Genomic DNA, 25,403 nt, shown 5'->3' on the forward strand with positions numbered 1-25,403 from the left:
ATGTCTCCCGACGGGGCTCCTCCACGATCATGCTCCACAGAATCGAAGTCCGTCCCAAGCCCGGCCTCGCCAACCCCCGAGCCGAGAGCGTGCGGCGGGACGCGGCGGCGCTGGGGCTGAACGCCGCCCCCACGCGCGTCGAGCACGCGGACGTGTACCTGATCGAGGCGGACCTGCCCGCCGAGGACGTGCGTCGGTTGGCCGAGGAACTCCTCGCCGACCCGGTGACGCAGGCGCCGCTCATCGGCGCGGCCCCCCCCACGGGCGACGCCTACATCGAAGTGCAGCCCCTGCCCGGCGTGATGGACCCGGCGGCGGAGGCGGTGCAGACCGCGATCCGCGCCATGCTGGGCATCGACGCCCGCGTGCAGACGGGGCAGCGCTACGACCTGTTCGGCGTGGACGGCGCGGCGGCTCGCACCATCGCCGAGCGCGCCCTGGCCAACACCGTCATTCACGCCATCCACGAGGCGCCGTTCACGCCGGCGGCCCTGCCGCGCGGTGCGGCCCACGACTTCCGCATCGTGGAAGTGCCCCTGCGCGACCTGGACGACGCCGCGCTGGAGAAACTCTCGCGCGACGCCCACCTGTTCCTCTCGCTCGAGGAGATGCAGGCGATCCGCGACGAGTACCGGCGGCTGGGACGCGAGCCGCGCGAGATCGAGCTGGAGACGCTGGCCCAGACCTGGAGCGAGCACTGCGTCCACAAGACGCTCAAGGCGACGATTCGGTATGTGGAGTGGGGGAAGGCATCAAGGAATCAAGGCATCGAGGCATCGAGCGGCGAGGGCTCCGATCTCCCCTCTCCCCCCGGGAGAGGGGCCCCCGGAATCGGGGGTGAGGGTTCCGGTGCATCAGGCATCATCGACTTCACCAACCGTCCCGGCCACGTCATCAACCCCGACGGTTCGGTCACCATCCACAACCTGCTCAAGTCCACGGTGGCGGCGGCGACGCACGAACTCATCAGGGACGGCATCGACTGGTGCCTCTCGGTGTTCGTGGACAACGCAGGCGTCATCGCCTTTGACGACCAGTGGGCCGTGTGCTTCAAGTGTGAGACGCACAACCACCCCAGCGCCATCGAGCCGTACGGCGGGGCGGCGACGGGCATCGGCGGCTGCATCCGCGACATCATCGGCACCGGGCTGGCCGCCAAGCCCATCGCCGCGACGGATGTATTCTGCGTGGCGCACCCGGATCTTCAGGATGTTCCCAAGGGCTGCCTTCACCCGCGGCGCGTGCTGACGCAGGTTGTCGCGGGTGTGCGCGACTATGGCAACCGAATGGGAATTCCCACCGTCAACGGCGGCGTGTGGTTCGATGACCGCTATGTGGGCAACCCGCTGGTGTACTGCGGCGTGATCGGCGTCATGCCGCGCGACCTGATCGCGGGTTCGCCCGGCGCCGGCGACCGCATCATCGCGCTGGGCGGACGCACGGGGCGCGACGGGATTCACGGGGCCACCTTCTCCAGCGCGGAGCTGACCGACACGCACGCCGACGAGTTCGCCCACGCGGTGCAGATCGGCAACGCGGTGACGGAGAAGATGCTGCTGGATGCGATCCTTGAGGCGCGCGACACCCAGACCGGGCCGCTCTTCAGCGCCATCACCGATTGCGGCGCGGGCGGGTTCTCCAGCGCGGTGGGCGAGATGGGCAAGGAACTGGGCGCATTCGTGACGCTGGAGAACGCGCCGCTCAAGTACGAGGGTCTCTCGCCCACCGAGATCTGGATCAGCGAAGCGCAGGAGCGCATGGTCCTCGCCGTGCCGCCCGGCAACGTGGCGGCGCTGCGGGCCATCTGCAACAAGCACGGCGTGGAGATGTGCGATCTGGGTCACTTCGGCACGCCCGACGCCGACCTGATTCTGACCTACAAGGGCGTCGAGGTCGGGCGCATGCCCATGCATTTCCTGCACGAAGGCATTCCCAACGCCACGCGCGAGGCCGAGTGGATGGCGGACGAAGAGCAGGAGAACGGGGGAGCAGGAGAGCGGGAGGCGGCGGCCTCGAAACCCGGAACCCGGAACCCTGAACTTGGGTATTCCCCAGCACTTCGGGACACTCTCCTCCGCCTCCTTGCTCACCCCAACATTGCCTCGAAGCGCTGGATCATCCGCCAGTACGACCACGAGGTGCAGGGGGGCAGCGTGGTGAAGCCCATCGTGGGCGCGCCCGGAATCGACGGTCCGTCCGACGCCGCGGTCATTCGGCCAGTTGGAGATTCCGATCAGGGGCTCGCCATCGGCAACGGCCTGGCGACGGGTCTGGCCGCCGATCCATACCTGATGGCGCTGGCCGCGATCGACGAGTGCGTGCGCAACCTGGTGTGCGTCGGGGCCGACCCGTCGCGCATCGCCATTCTCGACAACTTCTGCTGGCCCTCGTGCAGGAAGCCGCGCAACCTCGGCTCGCTGGTGCGCGCCGCGGAGGGCTGCTACGACGGGGCCAAGGCGTACCGCACACCCTTCATTTCGGGCAAGGATTCGCTCAACAACCAGTTCACCACCGAGGACGGGCGCACCATCGAGATTCCGCCCACGCTGCTCATCTCCGGCATCGGCATCGTGCCCGACGTGGCGAAGTGCGTGACCATGGACGCCAAGCGGGCGGGCCACGTGCTGGTGATCGTGGGCGAAACGACTGGAGCGATGGGCGGCTCGCACGTGGCGATGGTCGCGCCGGAACTGGTCGGCGACCGAACGCTGCCGCGCGTGGACCTGTCGCTGGGGCCGGCCATCGCCCGCGCGGTGCATGAACTCATCACCGCCGGGCTGGTGCGCAGCGCGCACGACTGCTCGGAGGGCGGCCTGCTCGTCGCCGCGGCGGAGATGGCCTTCTCAGGCGACCTGGGCCTGCGCCTGGACCTGGCCGGGCTGCCCGGCGCGAAGAATGGACCGGGTCCATGGTTCCGGTGTTTCGCCGAGACGCCGTCGCGGTACCTGTTGGAAGTCGCGACGGACGACCTGCCCGCCCTTCGCCGCATTGTCGGCAATCTGCCCGCGGGCGTGATCGGCTGGTTCGATGACACCCGGAGACTGCGCCTGGTTGAGGACGATGACACGCTGCTCGATGTCGGCATCGACGAGCTGCGCGAGACGTGGCTCAGCGAGTTGGACTGGTGATTCCGGTGAACAGGGAAGTTTCCCCGGCGGCGAGGCAATCCCGGCTCCGAAGAATCCCGTGGCTTTCGAGGGTGGGTGAATCGTCATTCAGGGAGGTGCGCAGATGCGTCGCATCATTCGATGGGTGATCGCGATCATCGTGACGGCGACAATCGCCGTTCAGTTCGTCCCCGTCGATCGGAGCAATCCGCCCGTATCGCGTGATGTCGGCGCGGCGCCGGCCGTGGCTTCGATCCTCAGACGGTCGTGCTACGACTGCCACTCCAACGAAACGGCGTGGCCGTGGTACAGCTACGTCGCGCCAGTTTCATGGCTGGTGGCGCGCGACGTGCATGAGGGACGCGAGCACCTGAACTTCTCCACGTGGGACGCCTATTCCCCGGAGCAGCAGGCCAAGTTGATCCGCGAGGCGATCGAAGAGGTGGAAAGCGGCGAGATGCCCATGTCGATCTACCTGATCACGCATCGAAACGCCGCGCTCTCGAACTCGGATCTGGCGACGCTCCGGGCATGGGCGAATGCCGCCGCTCGATCGGAAGGCGGCCGCTCGGGCGATGGGGACGACGACTGATCTTCTGGCTCACGCGCGAGGCCTCAACGGATCGGTCTCGGCCCTCACCGGCGCGGGGAGCGGCTTTGCTTCCGTCGAAGTCGATCTACGATTGCGCCGAAGCGCTGCGGCGTCCGCCTTGGCCGATACGGCAGGGCGGTGGTCGATCGGCGATCCGGGCGTTCCTCCTCACGAACCTGCTCTCCCCATGCCCACTGCACTTGTCATCACCGCCGCCGGCATCAACTGCGACCTGGAGCTGGCCCGCGCCTTCGCGCTGGCCGGGGCGCGGGTCGAGTCGATTCACCTGCACACGCTCGTCGAGAATCCCACCATTATCGACCGCTTCGACCTGATCGGGCTTCCGGGCGGGTTCTCGTACGGCGACGCGGTGGCGGCGGGGCGCATCATGGCGCACCTGATCCGGCAGCGGTTGTTCGCCTCGCTGGCAGGCGCGGTGGAGCGGGGCGTGCCGATCTTCGCGCCGTGCAATGGATTCCAGATCGCCGTGCAGGCGGGTCTGCTCCCCGGCCCGGCGCCGGGCGAGGCGTGGCCCAGCGAGGCGCCGACGCCCGTCGCCGCGCTGTCCGTCAACCAGACAGGCCGATTCGCCGACCGCTGGACGCGGGTGGAGATTCCCGACCAGACGCGATGCATCTGGACCAAGGGGCTGACCGGGCCGGAGTCGGGCTTCATGCTTCCCAACGCGCATGGCGAGGGCCGCTTCGTCGCCGAGAACGCCCTGCTCGACCAGCTCGAAGGCGAAGGTCAGGTCGCCATCCGCTACGCCGAGGGGGACAACTTCAACGGCTCGATGCGCCGCGTCGCGGGCATCTGCGACGCCACGGGGCTGGTCTTCGGGCTCATGCCCCACCCGGAGCGGTTCACGCGCTGGACGCAGCATCCCTACTGGACTCGGCTGTCGGCGGATGAACGATCCGGCGAGACGATCGGACTGCAGATGTTCCGCAACGCGGTGCGATGGGTTGAGGCGAGGCAGGAAAGACGCGAAGTGCTGAGCATGGGACGCTGAGCGGCGGCTTCGGCGCGTCACGGGTCCGGCGGTCCGCAACTGCCCCAATCATCGCGAGGCGCGCCGATGCACGCACCACGCACCGTCAAGCCGTGGATCGAGCCCGACGCTATCGCGAGGCCGACATCTGCACGAAGGCCGCCTGCGCCGCGGCGGGCGGGCGGGGCTGGTCGAGCACCAGTACGAGCAGAACGAGCGGCAGGTACAGGATCGACGCAAGGAACACGCGGCGGGCATTGTCGCGCGAGCGCTCGCGGAACAGCCGCCACCCCTGCAGCAGGAAGTACATCGTCAGCCCCGTGCTGACGATGGCGAAGACCAGGCCCCCCCAGCCGGTCAGCCCGGCGGAGATGCTCCATCCCTGCGCCGGCTGGGCTCGCAGCGCCATCATCATCATCAGCCCGAGGGGAAGCAGGAGCATGGTGGTGATCACCACGATGCGGCCGGTCAGTTCGCCCGACGGGTCCACAGCGGGCAACATGCGGAAGCCGCCCCGGGCGTAGTCGTCGCGGTACATCCATGCCAGGGCTAGGAAGTGCGGCAGCTGCCAGACGAACAGGATCGCCCCCAGCAGCCAGGCGCCGAGCGAGAGCGTGCCCGATGCGGCTGCCCAGCCGATCATCGGCGGCACCGCGCCGCACACCGCGCCCACCAGCGTGTTGAGCGTGCTGCGCGGCTTCATGGGCGTGTAGACCAGGATGTAGAGCGTGGCGGTGAAGAGCGTGAGGAACCCCGCCAGCGGGTTGACGGCGAAGAACAGCAGACCCGCCCCGACCAGCACCATCACGCTTCCGGAAAGGAACGCCTCGGAACGCTTCATCGCGCCGGAAGGCAGCGGACGATCCGCGGTGCGCGGCATGGCGGCGTCACGCTCCACCTCCAGCCACTGGTTCAGCGCGCTGGTGCCGCCCGCGGCCAGACCGGCGCCGATGAGCACCAGCGCGAAGGTCAGCCAGTTGATCGAGCCGAAGGAGACGCGCCCGAGGGCCTCCAGCGTGGACCAGTCACCGGCGAAGAGCGCGATGAACGCCTCGCGCGAAGCGTCCAGCCAGTTCACGCCGCTGGGAAGCCCCAGCAGGTAGCCCACGGCGGTGGTGACCAGCACCAGGCCGCTCAGACGCGCCTTCGTCAGTTCCAGGTACATCGCCCGCCGGCCGGGAGACGCCGGCGACAGGGCCGTGGATGAGGGATGCTCCGCGGAAGGCGTCATGGTTTGAAGACGGATCGGAAGTCGGATGAGGGCGGAAATGCGGCAGGAACGGGCGGGAATCTGGCCTTTGTGAAAAAAGGCACATATGGTAGGTCGCGGCCGCGTGACGGGCGAGGGACCACGCCGGACCGGAAGCATTCGACCATGCGCCCCCCCACCACGCCACACCCTTCCACCGAGGTCCGGCCCGTCCAGAGGCGGCGTTCCTGCGACATCCCCGCCATCGCCTTCGGTACCGTGGTCATCATGTGGGCGGCGGGGTACCTCTGCCGCATGTCACCCGCGCTCGTTCCCGCCTGGGCGGTGCTGGCGCTGCTGGTGGTCATTCAAACCACGGGCGGCTGGGTGGTGGGCCGGTGGACGGCGCGCGGCATGGCCGGGGCGGCGATGACCGGGATGCTCACCGGGGCGATCAACCTGCTGGTGCTCGGCGCGATCCTGGCGGAAGGGCACTCCCGCACCGAACAACTGATCGGCGTGGTCGGCTTCCTCGGCGTGACCGTCGCGCTCACGCTCGCCGGGTGGGTGCTGGGCGGACGCGGAGCCCGAGGGGGACCGCACGAGATGATCAACTGGCTCGGCTGGTTCGCCAAGATCGCGGTGCTGGCCACAGGCGTGCTCATCATCGCGGGCGGGCTTGTGACGGGCCACGAGGCGGGGCTGGCCGTGGTGGACTGGCCCAATACCGAGGGACAGCTCATGTTCCTCTACCCGCTCTCCAAGATGACGGGCGGCGTGTATTACGAACACGCCCACCGCTTATACGGCGCACTGGTCGGATTGACCACACTTGCATTGTTGATTGCGATCTGGCGGTGTGATGGGGCGGGGGGAGAGCCCTCAGCCGTCCGCCGTCAGCCGTCGGGCGGAGAAGAGCAGGAGAGCAGAAGAACAGGAGAGCAGGAGGGACTGAGGCGCGAGGCCGGAGATCGGGGGGCGGAGATCAGGGACCGTGGCGTCGAAGCAACAGAGCACCAGGATGCTAAACCCTCGGAACCCGGAACTCGGAACCCGGAACTCGGAACCCCCCCCACAACTCGCCCCACAACTACCCCCCCTCTCGCTTCATCACTTCACTTCGCACGCCCCCGCCCCTGGCTCCGCGCCTTCGCCGTTGCGGCGTTCATCCTCGTCTGCATCCAGGGCGTGCTGGGCGGCCTGCGCGTGACGGGCAAAGTCACGCTTTCCACCGACCCCGCAGAGACGCAGCCGCAGGTGATTCTCGCCATCGTGCATGGCGTGACGGCGCAGGTCTTTCTGGCGATGATGGTTTCGATCGCCGCGTTCACCTCGCGGGCGTGGCGTGAGCGGTCGCCCCTGCTGACCCACCCCGGCGCCTCGACCGACCGCACCGTGAGCGCCGTGCTTGTCGGCACACTGCTCGCGCAGACGCTGCTGGGCGCGACCTTCCGACACCTGCACAACCACCCGGACTACCCGCAAGGCGCGGTCACCGGCGTGCTGCACCTGCACATCGTGGTGGCGGTGGTGGCGCTCACGCTCATTCTCTTCCTCGGCGTGCGGGCGTGGGGCATGTATCGCCACCAGCCGCGCGTTCACAAGAATGGCCAGGGGCTGATGCACGCCGTGGGGATGCAGATTCTGCTGGGCATCGTCGCCATGGTCGCCGTGCTCTCGCGCGGCGCAGACGAGCCGATCCCGTGGTGGGAGGTGCTGATCACCACCATGCACCAGGCCCTCGGCGCGGCGATGCTGGCGCTGGCGACGCTCCACGCCATCTGGACGCGGCGGCTGCTGGCGTGAGCCGCCCCACGACTGATGCCGAAGGCGGCAGACAAGAGCACGGGCCGCGGCCCGGGCCTGCAAAGCGCGGGGGGACTATTTTTTCTTCAGAAGTATGTCACACTCGGGGGTCGGCGAACGCCCATATCTGGAGAGGGGCGCGATGGGTTCGCGCGAACCAGCCGCGACCGGGAGGCGAACAGACCATACGGGAGACAAGCCGTGGAAAGCCATCAGCCGACAGCCATCAGTCGACAGCCAACAGCCAACAGCCAACAGCCAACAGCCAATCCTACGATATCTGGTGTCATGACATCACTGACAACCCCACATCCAGTGGTTGCAGCACCGCGTGCGATGGAGGGACTTGGCCGCCTCGGCCTGTCGGCCCGGCAGGCGGAAGTGGCGTTGCTCTTGGCGGAGGGGATGACGGAGGAGGCGGCCGCGGATCGGCTGTGCCTTTCGCCGCATACGGTGCATGACCACGCCAAGGCGATCTACCGGCTTCTGGGCGTCCACAGCCGGGTGGAACTGGCGGGAAGGATCTTCAGGATTCTGGCGGAAACCCCCTGAGGAGGGGATTGAAGACGGTCAACGACTGAATGATCATTTTATCGGTGGAAACAAACACACAACAGTGAAGTACGGTTACCTGCCCGTCGTACGAGCGGGTTCACTCCACCCGAAAACAAGAACAAGGGAGACATCAATGCTGACCCGCCGCGTAGTCGAGTGTCTGATCGTCGTGATTGGCGGCCTCGGGATGAGCGTGATCACTTACGGCCAGGTGATTGGCAGTGGCACGGATTTGTGGGCCTACTGCACTTGGCCGACGACTTGTCCTTCTGATCAGGTCTGCACGAACCCTAACGAGATCTGCTGGTACTGCACAGATCCTCAGAGCGAAGGCAAGTGTGAATTCGCTTGGACGACGGACTGCAACTGGGCGGTCTGGGGTACGACGAACGGATGTGGCTCGAAGCGATACGGTGTCTGTCCTGGTCCTGGGTGGCTCTGCACACAGTCGCCACACAGCGACTACGGTCACACATGCACTAGGTTCGCATGCTGGACAGTCGAGTAAGCGAATGCAGTACTCATCCACTGGTGTTACATGACCGCAATCTTGCACTTGGAAGGCGCAATGAATACAGTTGTGTGCCGCCTCGTAGCATCGATCTCTGTCACGCTGTACGCAGGAACTTCGGTACACAGCGCACCCCCATCGCCCGACGAGATCGCGGCTCGGCTGAAGGACTCGATGATACTGAATGTCGATTATCGCTCCGAGGTAGTCATGCGATCGGTGCGTCCACTCGTATGGGGGAATGGCGAACCGAAGCCGGAGGATTCATCCCGTCGTCCCGGCGTGTGGACGACGCGTGAGGTCGCATCGGTCTATTCAGCAGACCGCCTCCGTCATGTCGTAGTGCTCACGGAAACGCCGCCCGGTGAGGGAGCCACGCCAATCCGTTCGGAGTGGATTGAAACATGGGACGGCACCGCATGTTACCGGGCCACGCCGGACTGGAAGCAGATCACAATCCGTGACCTGACATCCTCAGGTGTACTTGTGCATGAGGGCGGATTGTTTGATATGGTCGTCGGGCGTTATCCCGCCCACACTGATCTGTTTGATCAGATTCGACGCGGTCGCGTAATTGATACGACACTGAAAGATGGGTTACTTACGCACCGCTGCACATCGCCGGATTCGGAGACGACTATTCTTGAGGTCGTGGCAGACTGGTACCCAGAGTTCCGTCTCCGGGAATTCGCTCTGTCCGGCAGCGGAGAGCGTCATCCTTTCACAAACCGACTTATCATTGATGAGTGGGCCCGCTTCAATGGAATCATGCTCCCCGTACGCGGGCGTGTCATTGGCGCCGCATTTGGCCTGCCTCCGCACGATGATAAGTGGATTGACAACGTGATATACTATGAGCGCAGATCGTGTGACATACTGCTCGATGCAGCATCGGCCACAGCGCATACGGACTGTGTTCCAAGGTATCTGGATGGGGCACGAGTAACGGACACCAGACTCAACCTGTCATTCCAGATCGGTTCCGACGTCTTGGCTGTCGATGGCGTCGTCTACAAAGTCAGCGCGCCCTTGAATGTCCATCCGGGTGTGCACTTAGGCGACGTCCTGCGTGACGCGGTCATCATCTCCCGTACAGCACTCCCACCGGGCGGAAGTACTCAACGAACGGACAGTATTCGTCCGTTGGCGTGGGTCGCGGGTGTGGGAGCCGGTTGCGTTACGGGCATCGTTCTGTTGTGGGCGCTACGCCTGCGCCGATCCCGCCGGGAGGTGAGCCGATGAAGCGTCGGATCGAGTTGCTCGCCATGATCGCCGCCGCAGGCATGCTGATTGTCGGCATTGCAGCGGCAATCTTACTGCCACAAATGCGGCTCCCCTTGCTTGAGGGCAACTCGTTCCATGACTTCGGTGTTGTGGATCTCCCCGGAGAGTCCGCCGTCGAGGTCAAGCATCGATTCACACTTGTCAATCGGTCTGGTCGTCATCTGGAGATCCGTGCTGTACTTGCCACTTGCGGGTGTGTGACAGCCGGGGTCAGCGATAACTCGCTCGCGCCTGGCGAGGCGACACATCTTGATGTGGTACTGAAGGTCATGACCAGTGGCCGGACCTCCGACGGCATTCGTGTGATGCTCGCGGATGGAACATCGCATGACGTCTGGGTAGTGGCAAGTGGACGTCGGCTTCGATACATGAGTGTTGTGCCCGGAGTTGTCAATGTGCAGAACGAAGACGGTCATACGCTGGTAGTAACGGCGCTCAACTACCAGGATGACTGCGTCCCTCCATTGCCTCTTTTCGAGCTGCCGGATCGGTTCAGCGTGGAGTACGGAGAATGGAAGCTTGTACAGTCCAGGGACTTGATCGCCGGTGCGCCGGCGCGGTGGGAACAAGCTGTTGTGCTGCGACCGCGAACATTCGACCGTGACGACATGACGGTACTGCTTGTCCGGGTAGCGGGGTATGGTGACGCCAAGGTCCGCGTATACTCGCCCTGACAGTGGGGTGTCTGACTCACGGATCGAGCATATCTCGGTGGCCCGAGTTGGGCGATGCGCGTTGAGTAGCACATCATGCTGGAAGTGAAATCCATGTGGACATCAGTCAGCAGGACATTGTGCATTCAGGCCGTGATGTTCTTGTCCTGTGCGATCGGCGTGACCTCTGGCCCAGCTGTTTTGATTTCGGTGTCGTTTCCGACCACACAGGACCCCCAGCAGCGGTCCCGCGAGATGGTCGAGATCCGCATCCGCGAGCCGGAATGGACCGCTCTGCTCGATCGCCTGCGGCTGAACACGGCACAGGTCGAGACGGCGCGGCAGGCGTACGCCGCGTATCAGAAGGGGCTGGCCGAGCTGGATGGGCGCATCATGCAGCGCGCGTTGCGTGAGATCGGGGTGGAGGACCTGAGCCAGGCGCCACAGGTGCTGCGGTCGATGGACCCAGCCGATCAGGCGGCCTTCACCCAGCGGCTGCAGCGCCTGGTGCGCGGCAGCCGGGGCGAGTCGGATGCGCTGCGTCAGACGCTGCTCGGCATGGTGAAGGAGGCGCTGAACGACGAGCAGGCCGCGCGGTGGCCGGGCGCGGTGCTGGCGCTCAAGCGGGCCATCATGCTCAACCCGCGGCTCGACCCGCGCAGCGCCAACGTGAGCATGAACCTGGGCGTCCACATCGACCTGATGACGCTGGTGGAAGAGGCCGCGACGCCGGAAGGCGAACTGGCGTCGCTGCTCGCCGCGCCCGACCCGGCGCCGGCGGCGGACGATCCGTGGCACGAGCGACACGCCGAGGCGGTGCGCGCCCTGGATGACTACCAGGCGCGGCTGGATGCGCTGCTTGACGCCGAGGCCCTGACGACGATGGATGCGCTGCAGGATCTCCGCGCCGCCGCCATGGGGGGCGACATGGCTGCCGTCGCGCGCCTCCACAAGCGCATGTGGAGTTACCGGGAGCGGTTGTACCGTCTCAATGAGTCCGCCGCGGCGCAGTTGGCCCGCGGGCTGGAGCAACTGGGCGAGCCGCACAACGCCCGCCGGTGGCTGGAGCGGGTGTACGCGGCGCATTTCCCGGAGATTCACCGCGCCGAGTTCATCGATCACCTCGCGGATCGCCTGCTGCGGGACGCGACGATGGATGAGGCCGCGAAGAGCCACGTGCGCGAGATCATGGCCCAGCACGAGCGCACGCGCGACGCTCTGCGCGCCCAGTTGCGCGCCGCGGTGCTGAAGGTGCATGAAACCGCGTCGCCCTACCTGCCGCCGGATGCGTCGTTGCTGCGGGAGTTCGATGGGCTGATCACGCGCTGGAGCGAGCAGCACGCCGGCACGATCGCACAGCTGCGCGGGGCCGCCACGCCCGAGGCCCGCGCGGCGATGGATCAGTTCATCGAATCGAACGAGTCGATGCGCCTCAACCAGCCGCCGTCGGACCGGATGATCGACTGGCTGCGGGCGCAGGCGGCTCAGCGGGGCGAGGTGGAGTGAACCGCGCCGCTGCGGCGCGTGGCGCCGAGTTCTGATTGCGCACGCCTCGATTCCGCAGATGGCGAGTTTGAAGGCCGGGATCAGATTCAACGGGCGATCTCATGGCTGCAACGTCGCCGAACACGACTTCTCCAGGCCGCTGACGATCAGGCGTGCGGGGTTGCGGCGCGGCGACCTTCAGCGATTTCCGAGGCGGCGGGATCAGCGATCTGCTCGCAGTAGCCGCTGCTTCGCGCATGAAAAGCCCCGGCGGGAACCGGGGCTGCTGTTGATCGCTGACAAGAAGCGCATCCTGATCGAGTATCAGCGGTTGGCTCTGCCGCCCCCTCCGCCGCCGCCGCGACCGAAGCCGCCGCGCAGTTCGTTGGCGTCGAGCGCGCCGTCGCCGTTGGCGTCGAGGCGATCGAACATCTGCTGCATCTGCGTGGGGACTTCGTCCTTCTGGAGCTTGCCGTCGCCGTTCTTGTCGAACTGCTGGATGATCTGCGCCCCGCCCGCGCCGCCGCCCACGCCCGGTCCGCCGGAGGCGCGCTGGAACTGTCCGAACTGCTCCTCGTTGAGCAGTTCCTTGACTTCATCCATCATCTTCTGGCGTGCCTGCATGACGGCCTGGATGGTGGCCTGCCGGTCGCTGGCGTTCTCGCGGGCCTTGGCGGCGGAGACCACGTATTCCTCGACGGCCCAGAGCACGCCCAGATGCGTCTCGGGGGCGAGCTTCATCTTGTTGACCGCGTTGGCCATGTTGTCCCACTGGGGATCGAAGGAGCCGAACGCCGCCAGAGCACGCTCGTACACCTTGCCCTCAACGACGCCCTTGAGGTCGGCGGCGAGTTTCTCACGCTCGGCCTTGTTGAGGTTGTCGAGGGCCTGCTGGAACTCGCCCATGGGGCCGCCAGGGGCGCCTCCGCCGGGAGGCGCACCGGCGCCGCCTCCACCGCCACGCCCTTCACCGCCTCGTCCACCCCCGCCGCCCCCGGCTCCGCCTCCACCACCGCCCTGGCCGCCTCGTCCCCCGCCTTCGCCGCCGCGCTCTCGGATCTGCTCGCGAATGGTCTCGCGCATCTTGGCGTTGGCGTCGGCATGGCTCTGACGCGACTTCTGGTACACCTCGACCAGTTTCTTCGTGGTCGCGTCATCAAGGTTCTGGCCGGCCGCGAGCGCCTTGGCCTGCGACTCCCACGCGGCCTTGGCCTCCTCGGGCGTCAGCGGCTGCTGACGGGCGCCGGCGGGCTGACCGGCGGGGCGCTCGCCACCCTGCGGCGGACGAACGGGGCGATCCTGGGCCAGCACGGGCGAGGCGATCACGCCGATCAACGCAGCCGTGGCCACCAGTTTCATCGAACGCATGGCGTCAACTCCTGATTGTGGTTGGTCCGAACCTGCGGCATCGGGCGATCCACCCGCCTGCCGGAACTGCTCAACGCCTCACTCGCCCGGCCATTGCCGCACGAGATGGCGGTGAAGTATGTACGAGGGGCGATGGAAAGGCCATCCCCCGATGGCCGCCGGCTGGGATTTCGGACTCGGAAGCCGCCCGATCCTTGGTTTCAGGTTCTCAGCCCTCCTCAGCCCCCCGCGGCGTTCCTCCTTGTCCCCGGCGTGTTCCGCCAATAGGATCACGTCCGCCCAGCCCCGGCAGCGGGGAGGGGTGTTTGTGTCCCCACAGGGAGCCAGTCCGTGACAGAAGATGTGCTCGACATGATGATCGGCTCGACCGTGAAGGCCGCCGACCCCAAGGCCGCCAGGGAAGCGTTTGAGAAGGCCCAGCAGCATGAGCGGGCCGGGGAGCGCTACCAGGCCATCGAGCACTATCGACGGGCGGTGGAGCTGGACGCCACGAAGAACGAATACAAGTTCCGGCTGGCGTTCCACCTCGACCTGGTCGGCGAGGAGCACGAGGCGCTGGCCCTGTACGAGGAAATCGCCAACAACCCCTCGCCTCCGCTCAACGCGCTGCTCAACCTGGCGGTGATGTACGAGGACCGGGGGGACATCAACCGGGCCGAGAAGTGCCTGCGGCAGATTCTGGACACGCAGCCCACGCATCCGCGGGCCACGCTGTACATGAAGGACGTGCTGGCCTCGCGCAACATGGTCTACGACGAGGAGCACGTGCGCGACGTGGCCAAGCGCAACGCCCTGCTCGACACACCCGTGACTGACTTCGAGCTCTCCGTCCGCGCCCGCAACTGCCTCAAGAAGATGCAGATCCGCACGCTGGGCGACCTCCTGAAGGTCACCGAGGCGGAACTGCTCTCCTACAAGAACTTCGGCGAGACCTCGCTGGTCGAGATCAAGGCCATGCTCGCCGCCAAGGGGCTGAAGTTGGGACAGGGGCTGGAGGGCACGGGCCGCATCCGCCGGGAGGTCTACGAGGAACTCAAGGGCAAGGCCCCCGAAGCGGTGCTCAACAAGCCGATCTCGGTGCTGGACCTCTCCGTCCGCGCCCGCAAGGCGCTGCAGCTGCTCAACATCCAGACGCTCGGCGACCTGGCCACCCGCACCGAGGCGGAACTGATGGGCGTGAAGAACTTCGGCGCCACTTCACTGATGGAAGTGAAGGAGAAGCTGGCCCATCACGGGCTGCAGTTGCGCACGCTGGATTGAGCGTTCCTCCTGCTGCCTGCTGCATTCGCGTGAATCGGCGCGGCGGCTTCGGACCCGGTTGTTTCCTCCCGCGCCGTTTCACGATCACGCGTTGCACCGCCGCGTGGATTTTGTGTTTTTTTTTTGCGTTTGGGTCTTGCTCTCTCTCTCTCTCTCTCTCTCTGATAGTAATGCGCCCTGTCCGGTATGCGGACGTCGCGTTGTACAGCGGGCAGCACGCCGGGAGAGCCAGCAACAGGGAGACAATGATGTCAGGGAAGTACGCGATCTGGGGCGTCTGCTTGGCGGTTGGAATCGCAACCAGCGGAAGCACATACGCCGATGCGTTTCCGTATGGAATGAATGGTTTCTCGGAGCTGTTTCCTGATGGATACGAGGGTTATCCAGGGGGTCACGACGACAACGATGACAAGCCCGATGGTGGCAAGGGCGGCGACGCGGGTGACGGCGCTCCGCCCGGAAACGCGCGCTCAGGCGGCGCTGGGGGGAGTGGATCGAATGGAGCGTCCGCCGGGCAGAGCGGTGCTTCGGGAGCGGCCGGCAACCACATGATCTGTCAGCCGAGCGGAGGGGGTGGCACGTGAATCCACAGAGCCGGGTTGGCATATTCGCTTTGATGGCCGTCGTCCTTGTCACTCTGCTCATTCCTGCAACGCCCGCTGCTTCGCAGGTGAATGCGCCAATCATGGAGGACGAACTGAAGCGATACACTCGCTGGCTGCGTCTCACTGACGATCAAATACACCTGATGAAGCAGTTCCATCAGGAGTACGAGGCGCAAAGCCGAGCGGACGTCTTCGAGGACGCTCGCAACTATTGGCAAGCACTCCAGCACCTTTCGCGCCGCGCCGATGGTCGGGTTCCCGGCGCCCCACGAGAGGATCCTGCGACGTTTCTGCATCGCGAGTACGCCATCCTCGAAGCGCAACGGCTCGACCTGACGCGCCGCAAGACGGAGCTGGATGCGCAGTTCTTCGATGACGTTCGGTCACTTCTGTCCAAGGAGGCGCTGCCTCGCATGCAGCGCGTTGAACTCGGACGCACACGACTGTTCTACAACCGCTATCGCGGCGGTCTGCCTGGAGGCAACGTCGATCTCATGGAGCTGATCGACTCCCTGCCGCTCTCTCAGGACGACTACGACCGCATCGAGCGCGGGTTCATCATGGAGTTCGAGCCGCTCTGGGTTGCCGCCGTCGAGCGCCGGATGGAGAACGACCGTGCATGCGGCGTGCGATACTTCGAGGTTCGGGCGCTCAGATACCGCCTCGAGTACGGCGGCCTGTCGGAGCAGGAGCAGTCTCAACTGGGCGTGGAGATTCTGCGACTCAATCGTGAAATTGGAAAGGATAAGATCGGACCGGAACTCATGCTCGTGGATCTGAACGGCCGGTCGATTCCTCAGATTCTCGAACTCCTGCCCGAAGACATTCGCCCCCTGTTCATGCAGATGTGGCTTGAGACGTCGTATCCGATGGTCTACCCGGACCCGGCCGACGCCGAGGTTCTGTACGCCCACGCCTATGAACTCGATGATCTGACGGATGACCAGCGCACAGCCGTCGAATCACTGCACCAACGATTCAGTTGGCATCACGACCTGCTCACCGAGCGCATGGCCGAGGCGGTGTTCTTTCGTCGGCGAGCGGGTCTGGCGGGCGACCCGCCTGAGTACGGCACGAGCAGTCAGCACGAGGTGACCGTGCTCAACATCGGCGAGCAGCGCGAGGTGCTCAACCAGCAGCAGTTGTCGCTTCTGGCCATGGTGCTGACGCCTGAGCAGATGGCTGGCTTCCCCGAGTGGGACTTCAAGAAGAACCCGCGCCCCCGCCCGTGGGACTTGACCTACGAGGACCGGCGGAAGGACGCAATCAAGCGCCGACTGCTGGAGTCGTTCCGCGAGCCGGGCGAGTTCGAACGGTACGTGGAGAAGCGCCAGCAGGAACTCAAGCAGCAGGAAGAGGAGTGGCGCAAGAAGCACGAGAAGTAACCGCGGCGCAGGGGAGCACACCCCGGCGGAGTCATCAGCCCGTGCGCCCCGTCTCCGCCACTCGCGCCGAGAAACACGACGCCAGCGCCTCTTTCACTTCATCCATGCTCGGGCATTGCTCGCCCAGTTCACGGGCCATGCTGGTCACGCCGCGCCCCACGAGGCCGCAGGGGATGATGAGGTTGAAGTGGTCGAGGTTGGTCGTCACGTTGAGGGCCAGTCCGTGCATGGTGACCCAGCGTGACACGCGCACGCCCATGGCGCAAATTTTGGCGTTGCGGGCGGCGCGATGCTCAGCCGTGGCCACCCACACGCCCGTGGCGGTATCGTCTCGATGCCCCTCGATGCCGAAGCGGGCCAGCGTGTCGATGACCACCTGCTCCAAGAGGCGCATGTAGCCGTGCAGGCGCAGGCCGAGCGTGTTGAGGTCGAGGATGGGGTAGACCACGAGTTGCCCCGGGCCGTGATAGGTGATGTCGCCTCCCCGGTCGGTCTCGCACACCTCCACGCCCGCGCGGGCCAGCATGTCGGGCGTGGCGACCAGGTGCTGCCGCGCGGTCTTGCGGGCGGAGACGGTGATGACCGGCGGGTCGTGCTCGACGAGGAGCAGGTGCATGGCGCGGGGGGGCTGGGGAGTGCTGAGTGCTGCGTGCTGGGTGCTGAGTGCCGGGGGGGGTTGTCGGTTGTTGGTTGTCCGTTCTCGGTTCTCGGTATTCGGTTCCGACCTCTGACCGCTGATGTCTGACTTCTGACCGCTGACGGCTGACGGCTGAGGGCTGACAGCTCCCCACTGACGACTGCCCACCACCGCCTCGTGCAGGTCGCGCTGGATCGCCAGGGCCTCCATGTAGGGCATCCGCCCGAGGTCGCGGACGATGAGCGACCACGGCTCGCGTGAAGCCGCAGGGGCGGCCGCCGCGTCGGATTCGATGCCTTCCATCGCCATGCGGAAGGATAGGGATCGGCCGCGCGATTGGCGGAGCAAGCCCGGCTGCCGGATGGTGGGCCTCGACGCCATCGGCCACCGGCTCGGAACCCGGAACTCGGACCCCCCTCGGCACCCAGCACCCATACACTCAACCCCATGCCGACCATCCACCCCACGGCGATCCTCGAAGGCGACATCGACCTCGCCGATGATGTCGTCATCGGTCCCAACTGCGTGCTCACGGGCGCCGCCGGGCCGGTCAAGGTCGGCGCGGGAACCACGCTCATCGGCAACGTCTACCTGCACGGTCCGCTCACGATGGGTGCGGGCAACGTGGTCTATCCATTCGCCTGCCTGGGCTTCGCGCCGCAGCATGTGAAGTACGACCCGCGGAAACCGGGCATGGGGCTGTCGATCGGCGACGGCAACACGTTTCGCGAGGGCGTGACGATCCACCGCGCGTTCGTGGAGGATCGGCCCACCATCATCGGCAGCCGCAACTACTTCATGGCCGGCAGTCACGCCGGGCACGACTGCCGAGTGGGCGACGACTGCACCTTCGTCAACAACGCGCTGCTGGGCGGGCACGTGGAGGTGGGCGACAAGGTCACGATCGGCGGGGTGACGGGAGTCCACCAGTTCGTTCGCATCGGGCGCGGGGCGATGCTGTCGGGCGGCGTGGGGACCACGCTGGATGTGCCGCCCTTCTTCATGCTCACCGAGATCAACCGCATCGGCGGGCTGAACATCGTGGGGCTGCGGCGGGGCGGGTTTTCGCACGACCAGATCGACGATGCGCGGTGGGTCTTCCGCATGCTGTACCGGCAGGGCATGACCGTCAGGAGCGCCCTGAATGTGCTGCGTGAACGGGCCGAACGACCGATGGTCGCGGAGTACATCGCGTTCATCGAGGCATCGAAGCGCGGCATCTGCACCGCGCGCGGGCGGCGGCGGAGCGTGATGGCGCGGGAGGATGAGGTGTGATGATGGATGGTGTATTGATGATCTGAGGAGGCGAAGTTCAACGAGTGAGCCGCGACCGTGAGGGAGCGGCCTTGGCGCGGGTGATCAGCCCCGCTCCCTGACGGTCGCGGCTCGCTTCGGCGCAGGAGTCACGGATGGCCCTTCGATTCTCAGTGCTGGGCAGCGGATCGGGCGGCAACTGCACGCTGCTGGTGATCGGCGAGGGAGACGCCGCGCGCCGCGTGCTGATTGACGCCGGTCTGTCGCCCCGGGAGACGGCCCGTCGCCTGGAGCGGTTCGGTGTTGCGATTCCCGACCTCGACGCGATTCTCATCACACACCTGGATGGCGACCACCTGCGCGAGTCGTGGCCCCGCGTCTGCGCGCGAAACGGAATCCGCATGTGCCTGCATCGCCGCCATGCGAGGCACGCTCCGTTTCACGCTGAACTGCGCGACCTGCTGATGATCTTCGAAGGCGGGTTTGAACTCGACGGCGGCGCTCTGGTCCAACCCACGCTTCTGGCCCACGATGATCTGGGCACGGTTGGTTACGTGATCGAGCACCAGGGCGAGCGGCTGGGTCTGGCGACTGACCTGGGTCGTGTGCATCCCGGGCTCTACGAGCACTTCGTCGATCTGGACGTGCTGGCGATCGAGTCGAACTACGACCGTCGGATGCAGATCGAGAGCAATCGCCCGCCGGTGCTCAAGCGGCGCATCATGGGCGGGCAGGGGCACCTCTCCAACGAGCAGTCGCTGGAGGCGGTGCTGGGCATCGCCTCCCGCTCGCGCCTGCGTCACGTGGTGCTGCTGCACCTGAGCCGCCAGTGCAATGACCCGGCGATCATCGAGCGACTCTACGCGGCCAAGGCCCCGGCGCTGGCGCCGCGGCTGGTCATCAGCAGCCAGTTCACGCCGACCCCGTTGCTGGGGGCGTGCGACCGTCCCTCGGTGCGGGTGGGCGGCGTGCTTCAATCCACCCTGTTTCAGTCATTCTGAGGCCCGCCGGCTTCAGCGGCCCTCGTGAACGTCCGATGACTCCCGGCCGCCGCGCGGGTGGCGCGGATGTCACGTTCCGCCCCTGATGGGCGGGCGGTCCCGCCTCCTCGTCGGCAGGTTCTGCGAGAGGACCGCGGATCATGCGCACACGGAATCACAGGGTGCTTTTCGGGCCGGCGGGACTGGCGATCTGGCTGGCCTTGGGCGTCGCGGCGTTCATCTGGTCGGGAGCAGCCGGCGCCCAGCGACCCCTGGACCGGAACCTGCAAGGGACGCTGCGCGACTGGAAGACGCTGCTGGAGAATCAGCGCGTCGCCCCCTATGTCGTCATCGGCGACTCGGTATCGTTCCGCAAGGACACCTGGACATGGCACCTGCGCCCGATGCTTGAGGCCCGCTACGGGGTGGCCGGCGACGGGTACGTCGCCTTCAACGGCTCCTTCGGGCACGAGGATGACGGCACCGTCAACCAGAGGCCCGGCGTGGCCCTTGAGCGATCCGGCAACTGGGCGGTGACCACCTCCGCCTCGGGAAGCCGCTCGGAGTACGGCGAGCGGTCCGTGGACGGCATCTACACCCGGATCGGAGCGCACGGCTGGGTCGAAGTACGGTTCTACGGACCGGCGGCGACGCTGCACTACATCCGCGAGCCGGGCGCGGGCGTCATTCGCATCGAGGTCAACGGCGCGTGGGAGGCGGACGTGGATGCTTCGTTGCCGGCCGGTCCGCCGCAGCTGGGCACGTACACCTTCATGACCGGGCAGGAAGATCCGAACGTGCTGAACGTGGCGCGATTCTCGCTGTTCGGCGCCAGCACGCAGAACCCGCAGTGGACGCAGTTGAACGGTCTGTACATGTTCACGGGGAATCCCGGTCCGCTGTACTCGCGCCTGGCGCGGGGCGGCGTGGGGCCTGAGGACTTCCTGCGCTGCGACCCGACCATCTTTCAGGACACCCTCGCCGCGCTCGACCCGGCGCTGGTCATCGTGATGCTCGATCGCGACAACCTGCCGGGCTATGGTGCGTTCCTGCAGGCGCTGGTGCAGCGAATCGAGGCGGCGGTTCCCGATGCCGAAATCCTGCTGATGACGCACCATCATTTCGCCTCCGGACGCGCCTCCGACGTGGACGTCATGGAAACGCTGGCCATCTCGCGCGGACACGGCTTTCTCAATATCTTCCACCTGCATCGAGATCCCGCCCACGTTCAGTCGCTGGGCTTCCTCATCGACTCGGTCCACCTGTCCGGGATCGGCGGAAACTGGTACGCCTCGCGGGTATATGAAGCCATCCATGGGTGGGCCCAGCCCATATCGCTGACGATCGGGCAGGGCGTCGTCGTGCAGGAGGACATCTACGGTCTGCGCGTGACGGATGACATTCCGTTGCAGGTCAGGTCGGACACGCCGCGTTCCTTCGCCGGCCTGCATCGATCGATCGTGCGGGCCAGGTTCCGCACCGACGTGTATCAGCCGCAGCGCATCGACATTCGCTACAGGGCGCGTCTGGACCACCACGCGGGACTGTTCCGGGTTCTGCTCTGGAACTGGCGCACCTCGCGCTTCGAGTCGGTCTCTCACGGACGCCTCAACTCGTCGGACGAGACGTTCACGATTCGCGCCCGCAACCCCGCGGATTACGTGAGCCCCAACGGTGAGATCGCCGTCGCGGTGCGGCAGGTGGTGGCCAACCCGCAGAGCGCATTCCGATTCGACACCCTGATTGACGAACTGCGCGTCCGGGTGCGCTAGGCGACCAGTCGCGCGCCGAATCGCCGACCATTCCGGGCTCACCGGCTCGGATTCGGGTGGTCTGGTGCGCGCGTACGCCCAATTGACGGGAAACTGGAGAAACTGCGGAATACCGGCTGTTCAGCCGGGACCGCGGCCCAGGTTTTCTCAATTTTTCTTGGACTTGGCGCGATCCGCCCGTACATTTCGAGTCACCTCAAGAGACCGGCTTCCCGGGAGAGGTTGACCGTGCCATGAACGAACGTTGCGGCAGACAACGGTGGATGCGGAGGCGATCGCACCTGCTCTCGTGGTCCATCCTCGTGACGGGCGTTGTCGGGTCAACTTTCGCCTACGCCGATCGTCCCATGGATCGTTCACTCAAGGCCACGGCGGCCGACTGGCTCGAGAAACTGGAGAACCATGACGTCGCGCATTACGTGGTGATCGGGGATTCGATCTCCTTCCGCGCCGATACGTGGACGTGGTTTCTGCGCAACATGCTGGAGCAACGGTTCGGCGTGGCGGGGGACGGCTACCTGGGGTTCAACGGCGCCTTCGCCTTCACGAACGACGGCTCGATCAATCGTCGTCCGGGGCTCAAGTACAGGCGGTCCAGCAACTGGGCGTATTCGACGACCGGCGCGGGCGCGCGCCTGCCGCTCGGAGAGCGCAGTGTCGATGGTCTGTTCACCTGCATCGGCGCCACCGGTTGGGTGGAAGTGGAGATGTTCGGTCCGAAGGCGACGCTGCACTTCGTGCGTGAACAGGGCGCCGGCACGCTCCGCATCCAGGTCAACGGCGCGTGGGTCGCCGACGTGGACGCCGCGTCGGCCGAATCGATCCCATCGCTGGGCGTCTACACCTTCTCAACGGGTCAGTCCAATCCCAACGTGATCAATCGGGTTCGAGTCTCGCTCGTGGGCGCGACCGAGGAAAACCCGCAGTGGACGCAGGTCAACGGATTGTTCATGTCCACCGGCGAACCCGGTCCGCTCTTCTCGCGGCTGGCGCGGGGGGGCGTGGGACCGGAGGACTTCCTGCGGTGCGATCCCGGCATCTTCCGCGACACGCTGGCGTCCCTCAACCCCGATCTCGTGATCATCATGCTCGACCATGATGACATCTTCATCTACGCCGATTCGATGGCCATGCTGCTCGACCGGGTGGAGCAGGCCGTCCCGGACGCCGAGATTCTTCTGGTCACGCATCACCACTTCGGCGAGTCGCGGGCCTACGACGCGGACGTGCTGAACGATCTGGCCGCCTCGCGCAGTCATGGATATCTGAACTTCTTCGACCTGCACCGCGACTTCGCGCACCTTCACGCCCTGGGTTTTCTCATCGACTCCGTCCACTTTTCGGCTGTCGGCGGCGCGTGGTTCGCGCGGCAGTACGACCTGGCGCTGCAGGGTTGGACGCAGCCGGTGAGCTTCGGCGTTGATCGAGGTGACCTGCTGGGGGGCGAGCTGTACCAGATCCGCGGGTCCGACGACGATGCTCTGCGCATCCGCTCCGGATTCGGAAGCACGTTCACGGACCTCCACAGCATGCACGCCTGGGCGGAGTTCGTGACCGACACGCCCGACCCCCATGCCCTCGATCTGTTGATCGAGACGAGCGTCAACCAGCCGTCGGGGATGCTGCGCGTGCTGGTCTGGAACTGGCGCACGAATCAGTTCGAGTCTGTCGGACAGGCGCCGGTCAACCAGACGGACGAGGAAATCATGATCGACGGGCTCTCGGTCGCTGACCGCGTCTCGACGGACGGGCGGGTGCTGGTGCAGGTGCGTCACGTGGTGGTGGCGCCGGTCTTCGCCTTCCGGTTCGACAGTCTTCTCGACCACGTTCGCGCCCGGGTGCGCTGATCGCCGTCTTCACCCGGCTGTCTCGCCGACCGTCCGCGGGCGACCGTGGCGAGCCGTTCCGGGTGATCGCGGCCTTTGCGGCGACTCGTGCCGCGCATACCCTTGCGCTCCCCATGAGCGACCCCATCGGGCATTACTGCGGCATCGCTTGTCTGCGGCTCCGCAAGCCCCTGTCCCACTACGCCGAGAAATACGGTGACATCCTCTGGGGCATGCGCCGGCTGTATCTGCTGCTGGAGAAGCAGCGGAATCGCGGTCAGGACGGGGCGGGCATCGCCGTCGTCAAGTTCGACATGCCCCCCGGCGATCCGTACCTCGTGCGGGCGCGGTCCGCCGAGCCCAACCCAACCGAGGCGGTCTTCCGCACCGTGATGCGCGGCTTCCGCCGCGCCGGCGAGATCGACCTGAACGCCCTGGATGAGCGGAAGGCGAAACACTGCATCGAGTTTCTGGGCGAGGTCGCCATCGGGCATCTGCGTTACGGCACGCACTCCGGCTACGGGGTCAAGATGTGCCAGCCATACGTGCGTCGCAACAACCAGCCCAGCCGCAACATCGCCCTGGCCGGCAATTTCAACATGACCAACTCGTCCCGGCTCTTCGCCAAGCTGGTCGAGTACGGCCTGCACCCGGTGGGCGACTCCGACACCCAGGTGGTGCTGGAGAAACTGGCCTATTCGCTGGACCTGGAGCACGACCACCTGCGCGCCACGATGGGCCCCGGCTCATTCCGCAACCTGGAGGGGCAGGCGCTCGCCGCGGCGATTTCGGAGGACATCGACCTGGCCCGCGTCTTCCGACGCGCCAGCGCGGAATGGGATGGCGGCTATGCCTTCGTGGGGCTGGTGGGCAACGGCGACGCCTTCGTCTGCCGCGACCCCGCGGGCATTCGTCCGGCGTTCTACCTGATGACTGACGAGGTGGTGGCGGTGGCGTCGGAGCGGGCCGCCCTGGTCACGGTGTTCAATGTCGATCCCTCGGAAGTCCGCTCCGTTCAGCCCGCCCATGTGCTGGTGATGAAGCGTGACGGCCGCGTGATGGAGCAGCCCTTCACCGATCCTCTGCCCACGCGACACTGCACCTTCGAGCGCATCTACTTCAGCCGCGGCAACGACCGCGACATCTACCGCGAGCGCAAGGCGCTGGGCGAACAGCTCGCGCCGCGCGTGCTCGACGCGATCAACCACGACCTCGATCGCACGGTCTTCAGCTTCATCCCCAACACGGCTGAAACCGCGTACCTGGGGCTGATCGAGGCGGTGGAGCATAGCCACCACGTCCGCAACGCCGAGACGCTCTGGCGACGCATCCAGCAGGGGGGAGTGACGCGCGACGAGGTGGATCGCCTGATGAACGGTCGCCTGCGCGTGGAGAAGGCCGCCCACAAGGATCAGAAGCTGCGCACCTTCATCACGCGCGACGTGGGCCGGGGCGACCTGGTCTCGCATGTCTACGACATCACCCCTGGCGTGGTGACGCCGCAGGACACGCTGGTGGTGCTGGACGATTCGATCGTGCGCGGGACGACGCTGCGCGACTCAATCATCACCATGCTGGCCCGGCTCAGGCCGAAGTCGATCATCATCGCCAGCAGTTCGCCTCCCATCATGTACCCGGACTGCTACGGCATCGACATGAGCCAGCTGGGCCGGTTCATCGCCTTCGAGGCGGCGGTGTCGCTGCTCCACGACCGCAACGAGGCCGACCTGCTGGCCGAGGTCGAGCAGCGCTGCCGCGAACAGGCCCACCTGCCGGACTCGATGCTCAGGAACCACGTGCGGCTGATCTACGACCGCTTCTCACTCGATGAGATTTCCGCCAAGGTGGCGCAACTTGTGCGCTCCGATCGACTCACCTGGAAGGGCGACCTGCGGGTGATCTACCAATCCATCGAGGGGCTTCGGGCCGCCATGCCCGCCTGCACCGGCGACTGGTACTTCACGGGCGACTACCCCACGCCGGGCGGGTATCGCGTGCTCAACACCGCGTACCTGAACTGGTACAACCGCGTCGAAGGTCGGGCCTACTGACGGCTGGCGCGGCTCGCGGCACGCCCCGGCGAGCCACGGGCTCGGGGAGTGACCCGCGCACCCGCAGCCCAGAGACGAATCCCGCTCCAGCC

18 protein-coding genes are annotated in these 25,403 nt (G+C 66.1%); 15 read left to right on the plus strand and 3 right to left on the minus strand.

Annotated features, from left to right (window positions below; translation table 11 throughout):
* Positions 1-29: 29 nt before the first annotated feature.
* The 3 genes from purL (at position 30) to HRU76_07035 (ending at position 4,711) form a co-directional block, all read left to right on the plus strand.
* Positions 30-3,128, plus strand: coding sequence for a phosphoribosylformylglycinamidine synthase subunit PurL (purL, locus tag HRU76_07025; GenBank protein ID QOJ17341.1), 3,099 nt, complete (start codon positions 30-32; stop codon positions 3,126-3,128).
* A gap of 103 nt (positions 3,129-3,231) precedes the next feature.
* On the plus strand, positions 3,232-3,699 hold the full coding sequence (locus HRU76_07030) for a heme-binding domain-containing protein (GenBank protein QOJ17342.1): 468 nt from the start codon (positions 3,232-3,234) through the stop codon (positions 3,697-3,699).
* A 187-nt stretch (positions 3,700-3,886) separates the two neighbouring features.
* On the plus strand, positions 3,887-4,711 hold the full coding sequence (locus HRU76_07035) for a phosphoribosylformylglycinamidine synthase subunit PurQ (GenBank protein QOJ17343.1): 825 nt from the start codon (positions 3,887-3,889) through the stop codon (positions 4,709-4,711).
* A gap of 109 nt (positions 4,712-4,820) precedes the next feature.
* Here HRU76_07035 and cyoE read toward each other — a convergent pair whose 3' ends face one another.
* Positions 4,821-5,921, minus strand: a complete 1,101-nt coding sequence (gene cyoE / locus HRU76_07040) for a protoheme IX farnesyltransferase (GenBank protein QOJ17344.1) — start codon at positions 5,919-5,921, stop codon at positions 4,821-4,823.
* 144 nt (positions 5,922-6,065) lie between these two features.
* Here cyoE and HRU76_07045 point away from each other — a divergent pair, with 144 nt between their 5' ends.
* From HRU76_07045 to HRU76_07065, 5 genes are all read left to right on the plus strand, one after another.
* Positions 6,066-7,685, plus strand: a complete 1,620-nt coding sequence (locus tag HRU76_07045) for a hypothetical protein (protein ID QOJ17345.1) — start codon at positions 6,066-6,068, stop codon at positions 7,683-7,685.
* A 288-nt stretch (positions 7,686-7,973) separates the two neighbouring features.
* On the plus strand, positions 7,974-8,237 hold the full coding sequence (locus HRU76_07050) for a helix-turn-helix transcriptional regulator (GenBank protein ID QOJ17346.1): 264 nt from the start codon (positions 7,974-7,976) through the stop codon (positions 8,235-8,237).
* A 688-nt stretch (positions 8,238-8,925) separates the two neighbouring features.
* The gene (locus tag HRU76_07055; GenBank protein QOJ17347.1) at positions 8,926-9,993 is read left to right on the plus strand and encodes a hypothetical protein; all 1,068 of its coding nucleotides are present in this window, start codon (positions 8,926-8,928) and stop codon (positions 9,991-9,993) included.
* Positions 9,990-10,709 carry a DUF1573 domain-containing protein gene (locus tag HRU76_07060; protein QOJ17348.1) on the plus strand — a complete coding sequence of 240 codons (720 nt, stop codon included), beginning with the start codon at positions 9,990-9,992 and terminating at the stop codon, positions 10,707-10,709. Before HRU76_07055 ends, HRU76_07060 begins: the two co-directional genes overlap by 4 nt.
* Before the next feature lie 189 nt (positions 10,710-10,898).
* Positions 10,899-12,194, plus strand: a complete 1,296-nt coding sequence (locus tag HRU76_07065) for a hypothetical protein (GenBank protein ID QOJ17349.1) — start codon at positions 10,899-10,901, stop codon at positions 12,192-12,194.
* Between the two features lie 303 nt (positions 12,195-12,497).
* Here the strand turns inward: HRU76_07065 and HRU76_07070 are convergent, their stop codons facing one another.
* Positions 12,498-13,541: a hypothetical protein gene (locus HRU76_07070; protein ID QOJ17350.1), complete on the minus strand. Its 1,044-nt coding sequence runs from the start codon at positions 13,539-13,541 to the stop codon at positions 12,498-12,500.
* 330 nt (positions 13,542-13,871) lie between these two features.
* On the opposite strand from HRU76_07070, the gene HRU76_07075 reads away from it, so the two are divergent.
* Positions 13,872-14,801 carry a tetratricopeptide repeat protein gene (locus HRU76_07075; protein QOJ17351.1) on the plus strand — a complete coding sequence of 310 codons (930 nt, stop codon included), beginning with the start codon at positions 13,872-13,874 and terminating at the stop codon, positions 14,799-14,801.
* Between the two features lie 685 nt (positions 14,802-15,486).
* Positions 15,487-16,791 (plus strand): hypothetical protein, encoded by a 1,305-nt coding sequence (locus HRU76_07080; protein QOJ17352.1) that lies wholly within the window; start codon positions 15,487-15,489, stop codon positions 16,789-16,791.
* Positions 16,792-16,825: 34 nt separating this feature from the next.
* Here the strand turns inward: HRU76_07080 and lipB are convergent, their stop codons facing one another.
* On the minus strand, positions 16,826-17,737 hold the full coding sequence (gene lipB / locus HRU76_07085; GenBank protein QOJ17353.1) for a lipoyl(octanoyl) transferase LipB: 912 nt from the start codon (positions 17,735-17,737) through the stop codon (positions 16,826-16,828).
* Between the two features lie 138 nt (positions 17,738-17,875).
* Here lipB and lpxA point away from each other — a divergent pair, with 138 nt between their 5' ends.
* From lpxA to HRU76_07110, 5 genes are all read left to right on the plus strand, one after another.
* Complete coding sequence (gene lpxA, locus HRU76_07090; GenBank protein ID QOJ17354.1) at positions 17,876-18,703, plus strand: acyl-ACP--UDP-N-acetylglucosamine O-acyltransferase; 828 nt, start codon at positions 17,876-17,878, stop codon at positions 18,701-18,703.
* Positions 18,704-18,837: 134 nt separating this feature from the next.
* Complete coding sequence (locus HRU76_07095) at positions 18,838-19,683, plus strand: MBL fold metallo-hydrolase (GenBank protein ID QOJ17355.1); 846 nt, start codon at positions 18,838-18,840, stop codon at positions 19,681-19,683.
* Positions 19,684-19,823: 140 nt separating this feature from the next.
* Entirely contained in the window at positions 19,824-21,434 is a 1,611-nt protein-coding gene (locus tag HRU76_07100) for an SGNH/GDSL hydrolase family protein (GenBank protein ID QOJ17356.1), read from the plus strand.
* A gap of 347 nt (positions 21,435-21,781) precedes the next feature.
* Positions 21,782-23,281 (plus strand): SGNH/GDSL hydrolase family protein, encoded by a 1,500-nt coding sequence (locus HRU76_07105; GenBank protein ID QOJ17357.1) that lies wholly within the window; start codon positions 21,782-21,784, stop codon positions 23,279-23,281.
* Positions 23,282-23,394: 113 nt separating this feature from the next.
* On the plus strand, positions 23,395-25,311 hold the full coding sequence (locus tag HRU76_07110; GenBank protein ID QOJ17358.1) for an amidophosphoribosyltransferase: 1,917 nt from the start codon (positions 23,395-23,397) through the stop codon (positions 25,309-25,311).
* Positions 25,312-25,403: the final 92 nt, after the last annotated feature.

Source organism: Phycisphaeraceae bacterium, from assembly GCA_015709595.1.
Classification (GTDB): domain Bacteria; phylum Planctomycetota; class Phycisphaerae; order Phycisphaerales; family SM1A02; genus CAADGA01.